Source organism: Acinetobacter sp. CWB-G5 (assembly GCF_019209785.1).
GTDB lineage: Bacteria > Pseudomonadota > Gammaproteobacteria > Pseudomonadales > Moraxellaceae > Acinetobacter > Acinetobacter johnsonii.
Genome location: NZ_JAHUTF010000002.1, coordinates 290,386 through 305,249, shown reverse-complemented (window position 1 = coordinate 305,249; position 14,864 = coordinate 290,386). Strand labels below are relative to the sequence as shown.

The window sequence follows — 14,864 nt, the reverse complement described above, 5'->3', positions numbered from 1 at the left end:
GTCTTTTTTCTACAAAATAGCCTCATTCCATGAAACAAGTTATCGAGTAAAAAATGAATATCGTTCCTCAATTCGGCCTAGGCACTTTCCGTTTAACAGGTGACACTGTCATTGAGTCTGTGAAAACTGCACTAGAAGTCGGTTATCGTGCGGTCGATACTGCTCAAATCTATGGTAATGAAGCCGAAGTTGGTCAAGCCATTGAACTCAGTGGTATCAACCGTCAAGATCTTTTTCTCACCACAAAAATCTGGACGGAAAATTACTCAGCAGAAAAATTGATTCCAAGCTTAAAAGAAAGTTTGCATAAACTAAAAACCGATGCAGTGAATCTAACCTTGATCCACTGGCCTGCCCCAAGTACAGGTGTAAACATTACAGAACTCATGCAGAACTTATTGGAAGCGAAACAACAAGGTTTGACCGAACACATTGGTGTTTCTAACTTCAATATTGAGCTGACTCAACAGGCGATTGAGAGTATTGGGCTAGAAAACATCGCAACCAACCAAATTGAACTCAGTCCTTACTTACAAAACCATAAGTTGGTTGATTTCCTCCAAGCGCAAAACATTGATGTCACTTCATATATGACACTGGCTTACGGTAAGGTTTTGAATGATCCTGTTTTAATGCACATCGCGCAGCAACATCAAGTATCGACTGCACAAATTAGTTTGGCTTGGGCATTACAACGTGGTTTTGCAGTCATACCATCTTCAACCAAACGTGAACACTTGATGTCCAACTTAAAGGCACAAGAGATTCAACTGTCGACTGAAGAAATGATGGTAATTACGCAATTAGACCGAAATCAACGTGAAGTTAATCCTGAAGGATTAGCACCGATTTGGGATTGAGCATCGCTATGAAAATTAATTTTCCGCTTTTGGCGCTTGCGGTGGGTGCTTTTGCCATTGGAACCACCGAGTTTTCACCCATGGGCTTTTTGCCTGAAATTGCCAATGATTTGTCCGTTTCAATTCCACAAGCCGGACTGCTGATTAGTGCCTATGCAGTAGGTGTCATGATTGGGGCTCCGCTCATGACCTTATGGCTGGCACGCTTTCCTAAGAAAACAGCTTTAATCCTATTGATGGCTATTTTCACAATTGGGAATGTGTTGGCGACCGTTGCACCTGATTATATGAGCTTAATGGGTGCACGTTTAATTACCAGTTTAAACCATGGTGCATTCTTTGGCTTAGGTTCGGTGGTGGCAGCCAGTGTTGTGCCTAAAGATAAACAAGCCAGTGCAGTCGCCATGATGTTTATGGGCCTCACCATTGCCAATATTGGCGGTGTGCCACTTGCGACGTGGCTCAGTCAAAATACCAGTTGGCGCATGGCTTTTGCTGCGATTTCAATCTTAGGCATCATGACCATGTTGGCCCTATGGAAAGCACTCCCGCAAGATCACGATGTGGTTAAACCGAATGTAGCAAAAGAATTGCGCGTTTTAACACGTGCGCCTGTCGTCCTTGCTTTATTAACCACAGTCATGAGCGCGGGCGCCATGTTTGCGTTATATACCTACATTGCTCCGAGTCTACACGTATTTATGCAGGCATCACCGCAAACCATCACCTTAATGTTGATTTTAATCGGGATCGGTTTCTCCATTGGTAATCATTTGGGTGGAAAGTTTGCCGATCTATCCCTAGAGAAAACCCTGATTGGCTTCCTTGTACTTTTGATGGTGATGATGCTTGTTTTCCCAGTATTAGCACAAACAACCGTTGGTGCGGCGATTGGCTTAGTGATTTGGGGTGCGGCTGCATTTGCGGTAGTACCGCCACTGCAAATGCGCGTCATGTCAGTCGCAGCAGATGCGCCTGGTCTTGCCTCTTCAGTCAACATTGGTGCGTTTAACTTAGGTAATGCCTTAGGTGCTTTTGCAGGTGCAACGGTACTGAGTATGCAACTCAGCTATGCAGCAGTTTCATATGCAGGTGCCGTACTCAGCTTTATGGCCTTGATCTTGGTCTTACTGCAAATGAAGTTCGGTCTTAGCAAGAAAGCCTGTGAAGCCGTTTAAGCCTTTACACTGCTGAACCAATCAAAAAAAGACCTACACAGCTGTAGGTCTTTTTTATACTCAGTGTTTTTGTTGTTCCAGTTTCAAAAAATCCGCAATCAGCTTGGTCGCCCAAGACTCTGTATTTAGTGCCCCTTCATAGAAGCCACAATGGCTGCCTTTTTTGGTGGTCACTACCGCAATATTCGGCATTTGACGGATCATGTCTTTATACGGTTCAAAATTTTTAATGTGACAAACGGGATCATCCTCTGCATTTAAAATCAGCAATGGAATGGTGACATTTTCAAATACATAAATTGGGTTTGTGGCTTGGTTATAACTGTCATAGTCCACATAACCCGCCATTTCATAATAACTCGACTCAAACTCAGCCAAGGTTCTGGTCATTAAAACTTGCGATACAGACGCTGTTTGTTGCCACGTTTTCTGGTAGGGAAAAATAAATTTCTTAAATAGCTTTTTAGTCATGACCTTACTGTAAAAGGGATGCACATTTACAAAACCCAACTCCGTGTTATAACCCGGACACAGGGCAAAGGCCGCCTTAAAAGGGGTTTGACTCCCTTCTTCGCCTAAGTAACGCACCAAAAGCCCCGTTCCCGCAGAAGAGCCTACCGCATACAACGTTGAACTTGGAAATCTGCTTTGAATAAAGGCAATTTGCTCACGTAAATCATCGGTTGAACCGAAAAGATTCATTTTGGGTACAGGCATTGGAAGGTCTGCATGTCCACGGCGTAAGCACAGTGCAACACGCCAACCCGTATAGCGATTTAAGTCACGCACCACCTCACGCATACTTTCAGGAGAGCCTGTAATCGTATGCATAACCACAACCGTTGGCGTCGCTTCAGGCAAGTCATAACCAAACCACATAATGCCAGTGACCCCACCGTCTTGCATCTCTAACTGATCAAAATGATCGTATTCCAATTGAATCCGACGCTTACGAATCACATCAAAATACAAAAGATGGGCATGCGTGTTGGATAACCACGGCGTTGGTCGGTACTTTTCTTGAAGCTGTGTAAGCGCCCCAACAGTCTCTTGAATTTGCCCTTGTGGGTTAATATAGAGCTTCGGTTGTTCCGCACCAGTCACTCGATCCCACGCCGTTTGGCTTAATTGGTTTAGCAAACTGAACACAGCATTCATATCAGTACCTTCTTTTTCCTATCTTTCTTGGTGATGCATCAACTTTCGTGCCTAACTATAAATAACAAGTCACACCTTTATCATCCAGCTTGAGGTGCAAAAGCTGCCATTCGCTGTCCCATTTGTACAGCTAAGGCCTCTAGCCCAGATTTAGGACGGATCATCACTTCAAAATCTACAATTTGACCTTGCTCATTAAAACGAATCATGTCAATCCCTTTGAGCTTTTTTTCGCCGACATTGGCAGAAAACTCAAGGACGACACTTAAACCATCCTCTGTAAAAAACTCACGGTGGTAAGTAAAGTTTTCAAAAACCTGAATCACATTACTTAAAATAAAAAAAACCACTTGCTTACCCGGATAAGGATTAAACGCCACCGGTGAACGGAACACGACATCTTCTGCTAAAAGCTCATTTAAGATGCTCATATCACGAGTCGTGACCATATCATGCCAGCGTACTAGCGCTTGTTTTGTTGTTGCTAAACTCATTCTTATGTCCTTATGAAAGTGAATCTACTCAAATCTGCAATAAAGGCACCTTCTCTTGCACCACATACGTTTCATGGAAAAGGCAACACGAGGGAAAAAAATAATATTTTAGAAAATACCTCTCCCAAACCCTCTCCGTGTAGGAGAGGGAGCTTTATTACAAATTTTAAGCTGATAAATGATTGTTATCGATTAAATGGTCGCAGCCAGTTCAGCGCCTTGACGAATCGCACGCTTCGCATCCAACTCACCTGCTTCTTTCGCACCACCAATCAAATGCACATTTTTACCATCGGCTTTTAACTGGTCGTACATTGCAGTATAAGACTCTTGTCCTGCACAGATAATCACGTGATCAACCTCTAAAACCGTTGACTGATCATTCACTGTAATGTGGAGACCTTGATCATCAATTTTGTCGTAGCTTGCACCTGCAATCATTTTTACATCGCGATGTTTTAGCCCTGTGCGGTGAATCCAACCCGTGGTTTTACCTAAGCTTGCACCGACTGCCTTCGCTTTACGCTGTAGAAGGTAAATTTCACGATCTGACTGCTCCAAGACTGGCTGTTTTAAGCCACCGACATGTGCATAGCTGGTGTCGATTCCCCACTCATCATAGAATTTTTGTGGGTTTAAACTACCGCTTTCACCTTCATGGCTTAAGTATTCTGCTGTATCGAAACCAATACCACCCGCACCAATAATCGCGACTTTTTTACCAACAGGCTTACGCTCACGTAGAACTTCGATATAGCTCAACACTTTCGGGTGATCAATCCCTTCAATAGTCAGTTCACGTGGAGTAACGCCTGTTGCAACCACAATGTCATCATAATTTTCAGCACTCAGTTCTTCATAAGTTGCGGTATGATTCAGCACCAATTTGATATTCGGTTGTAATTCAATTTTACGTTTAAAATAACGCAGTGTTTCGTAAAACTCTTCTTTACCAGGAATAGTCTTCGCAATATTAAACTGACCACCAATCTGACTTGCTGCATCAAAAACAGTCACTTGATGTCCACGGTCAGCGGCATAAGTCGCAAAACTCAAACCTGCAGGCCCAGCACCAATAACCGCAATATTTTTCTTAGCCGCACTTTCTTTAAAAATCAGTTCAGTTTCATAGCATGCACGCGGGTTGACTAAACACGTCGCAATTTGCATGGAGAAAATTTGATCTAAACAAGCTTGGTTACAACCAATACACGTATTGATTTCATCACTACGGCCTTGTTCTGCTTTGAGTACAAACTCAGCATCTGCAAGCATTGGGCGTGCCATCGACACCATATCCGCATCACCCTGAGCCAAAACATGTTCAGCCATTTCAGGGGTATTAATACGGTTAGACGTCACTAAAGGAATCTGAACCGAACCTTTTAGCTTCTTGGTCACCCATGTAAATGCCGCACGTGGCACTTTGGTTGCAATCGTTGGAATACGCGCTTCATGCCAACCAATACCTGTGTTGATAATGGTTGCACCCGCCTTTTCAATTTCTTTGGCAAGCTGAATCACTTCTTCTAAAGTCGAACCACCTTCAACCAAATCCAACATTGAAAGACGATAAATAATAATAAAGTTTTCACCCACTTCTGCACGAGTGCGTTTTACGATTTCAATCGGGAAACGAATACGGTTTTCATAGCTTCCACCCCATTCATCATCACGATGATTGGTACGTGCCGCAATGAATTCATTGATTAAGTAGCCTTCTGAGCCCATGATTTCAACACCATCATAGCCAGCGATTTTCGACAATTTTGCACAATTTACAAAGTCTGCAATAGTCTGATTCACTTCAGCAGAAGTCAAAGCATGAGGTTTTACTGGGTTAATCGGTGCTTGAATTGCAGAAGGTGCAACGTTTTCAGCCTGATAAGAATAACGACCTGTATGTAAAATCTGTAATGCAATTTTACCACCCGCATCATGTACGGCTTGTGTGATGACTTTATGCTTTTCCGCTTCTTCTAAAGTATCTAACTTAGAACCACCGTGAAAAGTCACACCATGATCATTCGGTGAAATACCACCTGTTACGATTAGCCCTACACCGCCAGCGGCACGCTCTGCATAAAATGCCGCCATGCGATCATAACCACCTTCAACTTCTTCAAGTCCAACGTGCATAGATCCCATTAATACGCGGTTTTTTAATGTGGTAAAGCCTAAATCTAAAGGCGCAAGTAAATGCGGATAATTAGACATGTGTACTCCTTGGCGTGCTTTCGCTGGCTGGTATTTTAAATACAAGGTTAGATCAAATTATTTAATGCAACAAGTTGCATAATGTTTATCTTTATAATCGAGATTTGTTTTTTATGCAACATGTTGCATAATGACTCTACGTCCATTTTATTTGCGAAATATTACCGAAATGTCATTAGCTCATGTTTTATTGACCAGTTTGATTGAAAAACCAAGCACAGGTATTGAGTTAGCGCGTCGTTTTGACCGTTCAATGGGCTTCTTTTGGAATGCAACACATCAACAGATATATAGAGAACTCAGCGCTATGCAGAGCAAAGGCTGGATTTCAACAGTAGAAGATGATGGTGCTACCTCGCGTAAAAAAACCTATCAAGCAGAACAGCTTGGACGTACAGAACTTGCGGACTGGTTAGTAAAGCAAAGCCCACCTGCCCAGCTCCGTGAAGAACTGATGGTGAGACTGCGTGTTGAGGCTCAGCTTGGTGGCAATACAGTTTTGCCTGAACTTGAACGCCATCTGATCCTACACAAAGAAAAATTGCAGATCTACCAAAGTATTTTTGCCAAAGACTTTGGTCATGCTGAAGAAAATGATCGTACCTTATATATTCATAAAATGATTTTACAACTTGGAATTAATTTAGAATGTGGTTGGATTGAGTGGCTAGAGACCATGATTCCAGCGCTTAAAAACTTCGAAAAATAATAAGCCACGCAAAGGATGGACCATGCCACATTATTTAATGCCAGATGGCGAAAAACTCTATGTTCGAGAATTTGGACAAGGCACACCTGTACTGGTTTTATCTGGCTTAGGGATGCAAAGTTGGCAATGGCTGCCTTTTTTATATCAACACCGTAAAAAGTACCGCTTTTACATTCCTGACTGGCGGGGTTTTGGTGGTTCAGCACAGTGCAAAATTCCCACACTGGATGCAATTTCCAGCCACTGGCAAGATTTAAACTGCTTTCTAAATCAATATGCTGATACAGCATTCCATGTGATTGCCTACTCTATGGGCGCCACGACAGCCATGCATGGTATGCAATATGGTCGCTTTCAAGACCATATCAGTAGCTATTTACACATTGACCAAACTCCCAAGATTAGCGTAGATGCAGACTGGCCACATGGTTTATTTGCTGAAAAGCATGCTGACTTCAAAGTCATCCTACAAAACATTGCAGACCTATTGGCCCAAAATGCACAGTATCGTTTGGTCTCAGACTTAACAGCGTCTATGCGTACAGAACTGGTTAAGCAATGGTTGGCTTTTATTCAACTACAAGCCACGCCATCTCGAACTGCGGCCTTATTTCAAAAAGCATTTCAACAGCCATACTTGCAAAAATTCATGCTCCCGATCCAGCGTTTAGACTATATGGCTTGGTATATTCAAAATTATCTTGATCATCAAGAAGACTATCGCAGTGCCCTCCGTCAGATTGACCGACCAGCTACATTTTTTATTGGTGAAGACTCTAAACTTTATCCTGCTCAAGGACAAAAGCTGATTGCCTCAAGCGTACCGCATGCCAAAACGGTGATCTTTAAAAAATCTGGGCATACGCCTTTATTGAGTGAACCGCGCAAATTCTCCCAAGAAATTACACGTTTCCTCAACGCCACGAATATTTAAATGCATGTCGTATTATCAGCCAAATGATGAATATTTTTATAATAGCTGAAGATAAATACAATTCATCATTCCATTGTAATGACAAAAAATCATAACAACCCGATAAAACACCAATGTTTAGGAATTAAAAAAGGCATCTCTAAGAGATGCCTTTTTCTTATGCTGCATAGGTCTGCTTGAGATAAGCAACAATATCCGCCGACTCAAACAAAGCCGTTTCAGTGTTCGGATCAACCAAATATGGCACTTGAATATCACGCCCCATCACCTGCATGACTTGCTCACGCTTTCCACCTGCCAAAGGTACATACTTGCCCGGCTTCAAACGCAGTACTGCTGGGCCTTGATCTTGCCAACGTTCTTTAGGCACATTATGAAACTTAAAAGGGAGCTCCAACTCGGTCAGTAAACCACGGACAATCCGAGTATAAGGACTGGCTTCAAATCCCCAAAGTTGTAACAGCTGTTCTGGCGCTACGCGATCTTTAATACTCTTGTTGATCCACACCCCACTCGCACCATTTACCAATGTCCCGAGATAAGCAACATAAGGTGTTTTGGGATAATGTGCATACTTTTTCGGTGTTTTACCACTGCGTCCATACTGTTCAAACAAGTAGTGAATAATATCTTCAGATTCGTACAGCTTGGTGTCAGTGTTCTCATCGAGTAAAAAAGGAAATTGGGTTTTTCCACCCAACTGTTTCACCAAAGGACGATATTTAGTTCCACCCTTAGGACATGGATACACTTCATAATCCAAGTTCAACAAAGTCAGTACTTCACGCACACGACGACAATATGGCGAGCCTTCAAACTCATAGAGCTTTAAAGGTTGTTTAGGTTGTTTAGGATGCGGCGTTCCAGTTACACCACGCCCACCTTGCGCAAGCCCCGAAAAAAGAGCCTGAATCACTTTAATTTGATGCTTCACCATATTACACGTCCATATCTTTTGTTGATGTTATTATGAGTCTGGTTGCTACTTATGCATCGACCAGTTTTTCTTTTGCAATGACAATACCGTTATTATCCGCATAGAGATAATGACCTGATTGAATGGTGACACCACCAAAATGCAGGCTGATATCAACTTCTCCTACACCCTTACGATTACTTTTTTGTGGAATGGCGGCTAAAGCATGCACACCTAAATCTAGTTCAGCAATCGCATCTACATCACGGACACAGCCATAAATCACCACACCATTCCAGTGATTTTTGACTGCTGACTCTGCAATTAAGTCTCCCATCAAGGCACAGCGCATCGAAGCGCCACCATCCACAACCAATACTTTACCCGTACCATCTGTTGCTAACAGCTCTTTCACCCGAGAGTTATCTTCAAAACATTTAACCGTAACCACCTGACCACCAAAGGTTTTACGCGCACCATAGCTCTTAAAGAACTTACCATCCATTGATGGGCTAACCACTTGTAAATCAAGTTCAGGATGATCATCCAATAAATCGCATGTCACAAATGCTGTCGTCACCACACTTCCCCTCATTTTGTCTTTTGTATGCGTAAATTATCATATATTTCAAATTTCTCGGTCTGCGTTTGGGCAGCCTCGACCATAGTATGAGCCACTTGTTCTGCTGTCACTGGCTTATATTTAAAATGCTTTGGTATAAAATGCGATAGTTTGGTATAAGCCTTTTGGAATATATCTTCCAACATGCGACCTTCATTACGCTGTCCGATCAGTAAGGATGGCTGCATAATACTGACCTTATATAAATCGAGTCCACGAATGGTCTCTTCAAGCTCACCTTTGACGCGATTATAGAAAATTTTCGAATTGGCTTGCGCGCCCAAGGCACTGATCAACACATAATGGGTTTTGGTCAAAACAAACAATTCAGCAAAATGTGCATTCACCACATAGTCGATGGCATAAAACTGCTCTTTTGAGCCAGCTTTCTTTAAAGTCGTCCCCAAACAACTAAAAGCATGACTGTAGCCCTGAACATCCTCATGGTTGAGTAATAAAAAATCATCCAGCTCCAGTTGCTGAACTTTTTCATACCGATCGAGCTGCACATTATACTTTCTGACCACAGCCAGTATTTTGCTACAACTTGGCAGTTGTTGTAATTGTTGAATCAGGTTTAAGCCCACCAAACCCGTTGCTCCAATCACAATCGCTTGTTCTATATTTTGTGTCATTTTTATACAAACCCCCATGCAGATGGCTAATCTTACCTTTTCTTTAGAATTTTTATGTATCTTAAATATAGTCAAAGCATGTCAAGACTTGACTTCACTGCGTATATTAATCAAAATATGCCACTTGTTTACGGGCTGGTGATTGTTCTTCTGATGTGGTTTTCAGTTTGAATTTCAGCCCGCCCAGACCAATCTATTTCAAGGAGTGCACGAGTGGCAAACTCTGCTCAAGCTAAAAAACGTGCTCGTCAAAACGTTAAAGCACGCAAACACAACGCAAGCTTACGTTCTATGGTTCGTACTTACATCAAACGTACAGTAGCTGCTATCGCTGCTGGTGATTACGCAGTTGCTTCTGAAGCATACAAAACTGCTGTACCAGTAATCGACCGTATGGCTGATAAAGGCATCATCCATAAGAACAAAGCTGCTCGTCATAAGAGCCGTTTAAATGCACAAGTTAAAGCTTTAGCTAACTAATTTATGCATTAAAAAAAGCCCTTTTTAAAGGGCTTTTTTTGTATCTATTTTTTGAACTTTCTAACGCCTATACCTTTTCCAATACATCTGCTACCTAAGAATACAACTTAAAACCCAAATACAATCCATCAGCCGTCTCTCGCACCCACGAGAACATCTACTTACAAAAAAAGCCCCCTTTAGGGAGCTCCTTTCATTTCATGTTAAATCATGTGCGAGATGAGCAGTGGTTTAATTCAAAGATTGAGTTTTCAGGTTTTTCACTAAAATACCAATATTTCTTGATGTTGCCCCAGCTAAAATCAAGCTTGTATTTTGGTTCAGCATTGTCCATCTTTGATTATTATTTCCAGAGCAGCCATATCGAATTGCAATCTGACGGTTATTTACCAAATTACCCGAGTTTAGATCTAAGCACTGTCCTGATTGTTTAATAGCAGACGTCGTCGCATCCATTGACCACACTTGTGCTGTATTATTCGCCACACAGTCAGTCAAGGTGACTTTAGCACTTCCTCCATTACCCGTTAAACATTGTCCCATAGCCGCTTTACTATGGATACGTCCTAAACTGTCATAAACCCACTGCTCGGTATCATCAGCAGTACAAGCCGATGGACCACTAATGTAAACATCCATTTTTTGGTTAGATGCCAGCTCTGTTTTCAAGCAATTCTTGTTATTTTTTAACAATCCACTTTGTGCAAGTGGGTCATCTTGTTGTAAACCCAGCTGTTTGATAAAAGCCTTGAGTGCATCAATCGCAGCAGGTACATCTTTGGCCAAATCATCATAATAAACATTTACCCAACGATTTAAACGCATCCATCTAGTTTCTTGCTCTTCATAACGCTCAAGTACCTGCTGTGCAGCTAAACTCATCTCATTTTTATACGATTTATAAGCCTGATAAAGCATTAAACCGTTTGGTGACAAAACAATAAGATTGTTCGCCGCCTGATTCAGTAGCTCTCGCTCAAGTAGAGGCAACTCTACATCGCGTAAGGCTTTATAACCCTGTGCTTTACCAATCTTAACTGCAGGCGTAATAGCCGTAGCATATTGGGGAATCACTGTCGTCGATAATAATTTGGCAGCAGCATTGACCTGCTTACAATATAAATCAACTTTCTGAGGATGATCTGCAAGCGCTAAATTGACATGTAATTTATTGGCATTACTACCTAATCGTGTCGGAGCCAGTGCAATATTGGTCACTGTATTTGGATACTGTACATTTAACCAACATGCATCCTGATTTAACGCAGTATCTGCAGCAGGTAAATCATAGACATTGCCCCAATTTGAACGTGCTGCAGGATAGAGTAACCCAACCTGCGCAACAGGGTCATAGCCACCCAAAATGGTCACTACAGGCTCACCAAACACACGTGGGCGTAAATAGTTTTGCTTTGGTTGATACCAAACAGGTGCAGCAGAATCTGGCATAGTAGGTTGAGCCACTTCCATCTGTCGTGTTACTTCATTCCATTTTTTATAACCCGTCGGTGAAGTCTTGTCCCACACATAACGGTTAAAGTGCGGTTGAATTTTTAAATAAGTGCTATAGCCCGTATAGTGGGTATAACGTGAAACTGAGCTTGATGCATAACCACCAGACATTGCATCTCGGCTATGTGGATATAAAGCTAAGAAATTTGCAATTCCTGTAGAAGCAGCCCATAAATCCTTATTATTCCAAATCAAATTACCCCGCATCATATTACGATACGGAATATAACCCCAACCACTGTCTGCATGATGTGAAGTCCAAAACTGGTTATCACCCGCCTGCCCAGGATAATGCCCCAGTCCATAGTGATGTCCAATTTCATGACTAAACTCATTTCCAACCGAATCATACAACGTCAGCATGCCATTACCACCACTTAAACCATGATTACTTTCGCCATTGGCATATTTTCCACGACTATGGTGCGCAACTACGGTTTGGGTTAACTGTGGTTGATTCTGACTTGCCATCGAAGCACTGGTAATGCCCCAGTTTGCTAGGTTAATGCCCACGCTAAATGTCGACTTACCCACGTTTTCACGCATGTCACCATCATAAACCCCGCCTTGGCTAGCACTTACAGTATCGTAAATGGTCCCGTCTGCAATCATGACGCGATCTAACTGAATATCATCATATTTTGCAACGGTCATTTCAGCAGCTGGAATCGTTTGAAAGTAATCTGAACCTGCCCGAACAGGATCATTCAGCATATAGTGACCATTGGAAACAGGGGGAGCAGTTAACATGCCGATACGAATATTATTTAAGACCAACTCTCCCGGAGAGGCAAAATCAATTTTATCTTCCGCGATTTGCCCCTGACGACCATGAGAATCTTTAAGCTGAATACGCAAACCTGGACGTATTTCATCCCAATTGAGTTGAGCACTCCACGCACGCTTACTATATTGCACACGCGGACGGTCATCGGTATTGGTTTGATCAGACTGAGGAATCTGAGTTGGATCGTTAAATGAAACTGTGCGGAGCAACTGATTATTCATGTAAATATCAGCACTCAGACCATCAATTTTCCCCATGCTATCAGTTGGCGTAACTAGCAATAGCGCTTCTTTTTCCATCGTCAGACGCGGCATTTTTTTACTTTCATTACCATTTGGATCAACCACATGACTCTGACCAAATTGCAGCATTGCTTCGAAGTTACCAGTTAAGTCATTTCGTATCACACGTGTTCTTGAGTTTGCATCGTAATCAAAATAACCCAATTTATTTCCATCAGCCACATCCTGTGTAGGTTCAGCATAGGTTTTCACTACAGGCGTTGTAGAGTTTTCGGTTCCACTTTCTCCACCACCTCCACCACACGCAGCTAACATCAGTGTTACAACGCAAAGACTTAGCTTGCAATACAAGAACTCATTCACACTTTTCACATCTTCCCCCAAAATAGTCACAAATAAAAATTTAAAAATCATTAATAATTTATATAAATCAAAAGCTTAATTATTTAACACTATTTTCTATTCATATTCAATTTACATAATTTGTCACTTCAGAACATATTTTTTATAAACATTAAAACTAATGTCCGAAAAATAAAAGTTCTGTGACAGGGCTTGAATTTATGAAAAATAATGATGAGTTATACATTTAAATTTGCACCAATATAGTGCCAATATTTGTCAGTTAATTTTTTAAAAAAAGATATTTCAATTAATTTTCTTTGTAAGCACTTAGCTTATTTTAATTTTTAAATCCAAAATGATTAAAATTAAAATCCCATAAATAAATTATGGTATTCTGTTTTCTTATAATGAAACCACATAGAATGTTCTACTGGGGAATAGCATGATTAATAAATTTCTTCCAACACTTGAAAAATTCCAACTGACAGAACAACAATATATTGAGTATTTTCATGCCAAAGGTGAAAAAGACATACTCGCCAAAGTCATCTCAAATATGCGTGGAACCGCAGAAATTCAGGCCTCTCAGGGCGTTGACGCGTGGTTAGGCTATGGCGTCTATTTACCAGCAATTGAACGTATTTTTGCACTGCACCAAGGAGAAACGGAAGCTGAGTTTTATGACCGCACTCAATATCCAGCCGATGTTGTCAATGCTTATACCCTTTCGAATCATGAGATTGCCACGCTCATTGCTGCAGATAAATACAATCGCATTCATCAGCACAGCGTAGCGGTGAATACCTCATTATGGCCTTTAAATGATGAAGGCCTAAGTATCGACTTGCTCGACTTTCCTAATCGACTCAAAGCAAAAATTTAAACTGATGCGGTATAGCATTTAATAAAGTTGACGAATGATCGATCTATAAATCTCGTATATTCTTTTTTTCGTTCAAATGACCGCCTAAATGAATGAACGAGATTTATAGCTGATTTTTTTATTAATAAAAAAAGCACTTACAGATTTTGAAATTCATGAATATTCAGTTCATTAATTTCCCCACGCCAAATCCATTTCAATTTTGATTCCAAAAACACATCTCCCTCAAACCATACGAAAAGACCTTCCATCATTTTCGGCCAGTCTTCTTTGGTCACAATCGTGCGCCCTGAAATAACCGCCAAAATCGCAGCTAAAATCGTGTCATGACTGACCGCAAGGCTCAGACCATAAGGGTTATTCGGATGTGTGTTATATATGAGTTCCAATACATCTACGACACCATGAATCGGATGCTTCATCCCGGGTAAGGCATTATTCACAAAGCTATTAATAAATCCTAAAGCGCCTTGACGCTGAAAATAAGGCCCAGCTTGCTTAATATCCAAAACAAAACTACCTGGCTCAACCAATAAACCTTGTTCGATAATTTCAATGCGGTGGGTATTCGGCTCAAGGGTTTGTCCATCTGCCCCTTGAATCATTAATGCAGCGGTATCAATACAACGTTGAATTGGGCTAGAAATACAGTGTTGTATCACTCGATCCGTATTATCGATCAGATAGGAACCCCACGCCTCCGCCAAATCTCGCCCTTGATGCGTCAGCTGTAAATCATAGCCTGCAAGTCCCTGACCCGTAACAACTTCACGAATGGAATGACGTGTAAACAACGTCACTGGCGTTTTTGCATCTGGCAATAAATCGATTGCCTTCAACATACTAGGCGGGAGTAACTCTAAGGCCATAATCACTAGCAACTCAATAATTC

The 14,864-nt window shown here is 41.5% G+C and carries 14 protein-coding genes; 6 read left to right on the top strand and 8 right to left on the bottom strand.

Annotation, left to right across the window (positions count from 1 at the left end; all coding sequences use genetic code 11):
* Positions 1-53: 53 nt before the first annotated feature.
* Entirely contained in the window at positions 54-860 is an 807-nt protein-coding gene (gene dkgB / locus KVY11_RS05515; protein ID WP_218288369.1) for a 2,5-didehydrogluconate reductase DkgB, read from the top strand.
* A gap of 8 nt (positions 861-868) precedes the next feature.
* Entirely contained in the window at positions 869-2,038 is a 1,170-nt protein-coding gene (locus KVY11_RS05510) for an MFS transporter (RefSeq protein ID WP_218288368.1), read from the top strand.
* Positions 2,039-2,098: 60 nt separating this feature from the next.
* Here the strand turns inward: KVY11_RS05510 and KVY11_RS05505 are convergent, their stop codons facing one another.
* The 3 genes from KVY11_RS05505 to KVY11_RS05495 all read right to left on the bottom strand — a co-directional run bounded on the left by KVY11_RS05505 (position 2,099) and on the right by KVY11_RS05495 (position 5,907).
* Entirely contained in the window at positions 2,099-3,196 is a 1,098-nt protein-coding gene (locus KVY11_RS05505) for a YheT family hydrolase (RefSeq protein WP_218288367.1), read from the bottom strand.
* Positions 3,197-3,276: 80 nt separating this feature from the next.
* Positions 3,277-3,690 carry a nuclear transport factor 2 family protein gene (locus KVY11_RS05500; RefSeq protein WP_004981883.1) on the bottom strand — a complete coding sequence of 138 codons (414 nt, stop codon included), beginning with the start codon at positions 3,688-3,690 and terminating at the stop codon, positions 3,277-3,279.
* A 192-nt stretch (positions 3,691-3,882) separates the two neighbouring features.
* The gene (locus KVY11_RS05495; RefSeq protein ID WP_218288366.1) at positions 3,883-5,907 is read right to left on the bottom strand and encodes an NADPH-dependent 2,4-dienoyl-CoA reductase; all 2,025 of its coding nucleotides are present in this window, start codon (positions 5,905-5,907) and stop codon (positions 3,883-3,885) included.
* 169 nt (positions 5,908-6,076) lie between these two features.
* On the opposite strand from KVY11_RS05495, the gene KVY11_RS05490 reads away from it, so the two are divergent.
* Positions 6,077-6,616 carry a PadR family transcriptional regulator gene (locus KVY11_RS05490; protein WP_039890479.1) on the top strand — a complete coding sequence of 180 codons (540 nt, stop codon included), beginning with the start codon at positions 6,077-6,079 and terminating at the stop codon, positions 6,614-6,616.
* 22 nt (positions 6,617-6,638) lie between these two features.
* The gene (locus KVY11_RS05485; RefSeq protein ID WP_218288365.1) at positions 6,639-7,550 is read left to right on the top strand and encodes an alpha/beta fold hydrolase; all 912 of its coding nucleotides are present in this window, start codon (positions 6,639-6,641) and stop codon (positions 7,548-7,550) included.
* Between the two features lie 157 nt (positions 7,551-7,707).
* On the opposite strand, the gene KVY11_RS05480 is transcribed toward KVY11_RS05485, so the two are convergent.
* From KVY11_RS05480 to KVY11_RS05470, 3 genes are read right to left on the bottom strand one after another with little or no spacing between them, the layout of a single operon-like run.
* A complete protein-coding gene (locus KVY11_RS05480; protein WP_218288364.1) occupies positions 7,708-8,487 on the bottom strand; it encodes a glutathione S-transferase N-terminal domain-containing protein in 780 nt (259 codons plus the stop codon).
* Between the two features lie 49 nt (positions 8,488-8,536).
* A complete protein-coding gene (rraA, locus tag KVY11_RS05475; RefSeq protein WP_004696606.1) occupies positions 8,537-9,049 on the bottom strand; it encodes a ribonuclease E activity regulator RraA in 513 nt (170 codons plus the stop codon).
* A gap of 8 nt (positions 9,050-9,057) precedes the next feature.
* Complete coding sequence (locus tag KVY11_RS05470) at positions 9,058-9,723, bottom strand: nucleoside-diphosphate sugar epimerase (RefSeq protein WP_218288363.1); 666 nt, start codon at positions 9,721-9,723, stop codon at positions 9,058-9,060.
* A gap of 213 nt (positions 9,724-9,936) precedes the next feature.
* On the opposite strand from KVY11_RS05470, the gene rpsT reads away from it, so the two are divergent.
* The gene (rpsT, locus tag KVY11_RS05465) at positions 9,937-10,203 is read left to right on the top strand and encodes a 30S ribosomal protein S20 (RefSeq protein WP_004696602.1); all 267 of its coding nucleotides are present in this window, start codon (positions 9,937-9,939) and stop codon (positions 10,201-10,203) included.
* Between the two features lie 231 nt (positions 10,204-10,434).
* Here rpsT and KVY11_RS05460 read toward each other — a convergent pair whose 3' ends face one another.
* Positions 10,435-13,059, bottom strand: coding sequence for a M66 family metalloprotease (locus KVY11_RS05460; RefSeq protein ID WP_256350702.1), 2,625 nt, complete (start codon positions 13,057-13,059; stop codon positions 10,435-10,437).
* A 472-nt stretch (positions 13,060-13,531) separates the two neighbouring features.
* Between KVY11_RS05460 and KVY11_RS05455 the strand changes: the two genes are divergently transcribed.
* Positions 13,532-13,972 carry a hypothetical protein gene (locus KVY11_RS05455; RefSeq protein WP_004981895.1) on the top strand — a complete coding sequence of 147 codons (441 nt, stop codon included), beginning with the start codon at positions 13,532-13,534 and terminating at the stop codon, positions 13,970-13,972.
* A gap of 137 nt (positions 13,973-14,109) precedes the next feature.
* Here the strand turns inward: KVY11_RS05455 and KVY11_RS05450 are convergent, their stop codons facing one another.
* Entirely contained in the window at positions 14,110-14,841 is a 732-nt protein-coding gene (locus KVY11_RS05450; RefSeq protein WP_159128723.1) for a histidine phosphatase family protein, read from the bottom strand.
* Between the last annotated feature and the right edge of the window lie 23 nt (positions 14,842-14,864).

Bases quoted from the DNA above. Each gene is read 5' to 3' on its own strand.
- dkgB (WP_218288369.1), top strand. From the start codon at position 54: ATGAATATCGTTCCTCAATTCGGCCTAGGCACTTTCCGTTTAACAGGT.
- KVY11_RS05510 (WP_218288368.1), top strand. From the start codon at position 869: ATGAAAATTAATTTTCCGCTTTTGGCGCTTGCGGTGGGTGCTTTTGCC.
- KVY11_RS05505 (WP_218288367.1), bottom strand. From the start codon at position 3,196: ATGAATGCTGTGTTCAGTTTGCTAAACCAATTAAGCCAAACGGCGTGG.
- KVY11_RS05500 (WP_004981883.1), bottom strand. From the start codon at position 3,690: ATGAGTTTAGCAACAACAAAACAAGCGCTAGTACGCTGGCATGATATG.
- KVY11_RS05495 (WP_218288366.1), bottom strand. From the start codon at position 5,907: ATGTCTAATTATCCGCATTTACTTGCGCCTTTAGATTTAGGCTTTACC.
- KVY11_RS05490 (WP_039890479.1), top strand. From the start codon at position 6,077: ATGTCATTAGCTCATGTTTTATTGACCAGTTTGATTGAAAAACCAAGC.
- KVY11_RS05485 (WP_218288365.1), top strand. From the start codon at position 6,639: ATGCCACATTATTTAATGCCAGATGGCGAAAAACTCTATGTTCGAGAA.
- KVY11_RS05480 (WP_218288364.1), bottom strand. From the start codon at position 8,487: ATGGTGAAGCATCAAATTAAAGTGATTCAGGCTCTTTTTTCGGGGCTT.
- KVY11_RS05470 (WP_218288363.1), bottom strand. From the start codon at position 9,723: ATGACACAAAATATAGAACAAGCGATTGTGATTGGAGCAACGGGTTTG.
- KVY11_RS05460 (WP_256350702.1), bottom strand. From the start codon at position 13,059: ATGTTAGCTGCGTGTGGTGGAGGTGGTGGAGAAAGTGGAACCGAAAAC.
- KVY11_RS05455 (WP_004981895.1), top strand. From the start codon at position 13,532: ATGATTAATAAATTTCTTCCAACACTTGAAAAATTCCAACTGACAGAA.
- KVY11_RS05450 (WP_159128723.1), bottom strand. From the start codon at position 14,841: ATGGCCTTAGAGTTACTCCCGCCTAGTATGTTGAAGGCAATCGATTTA.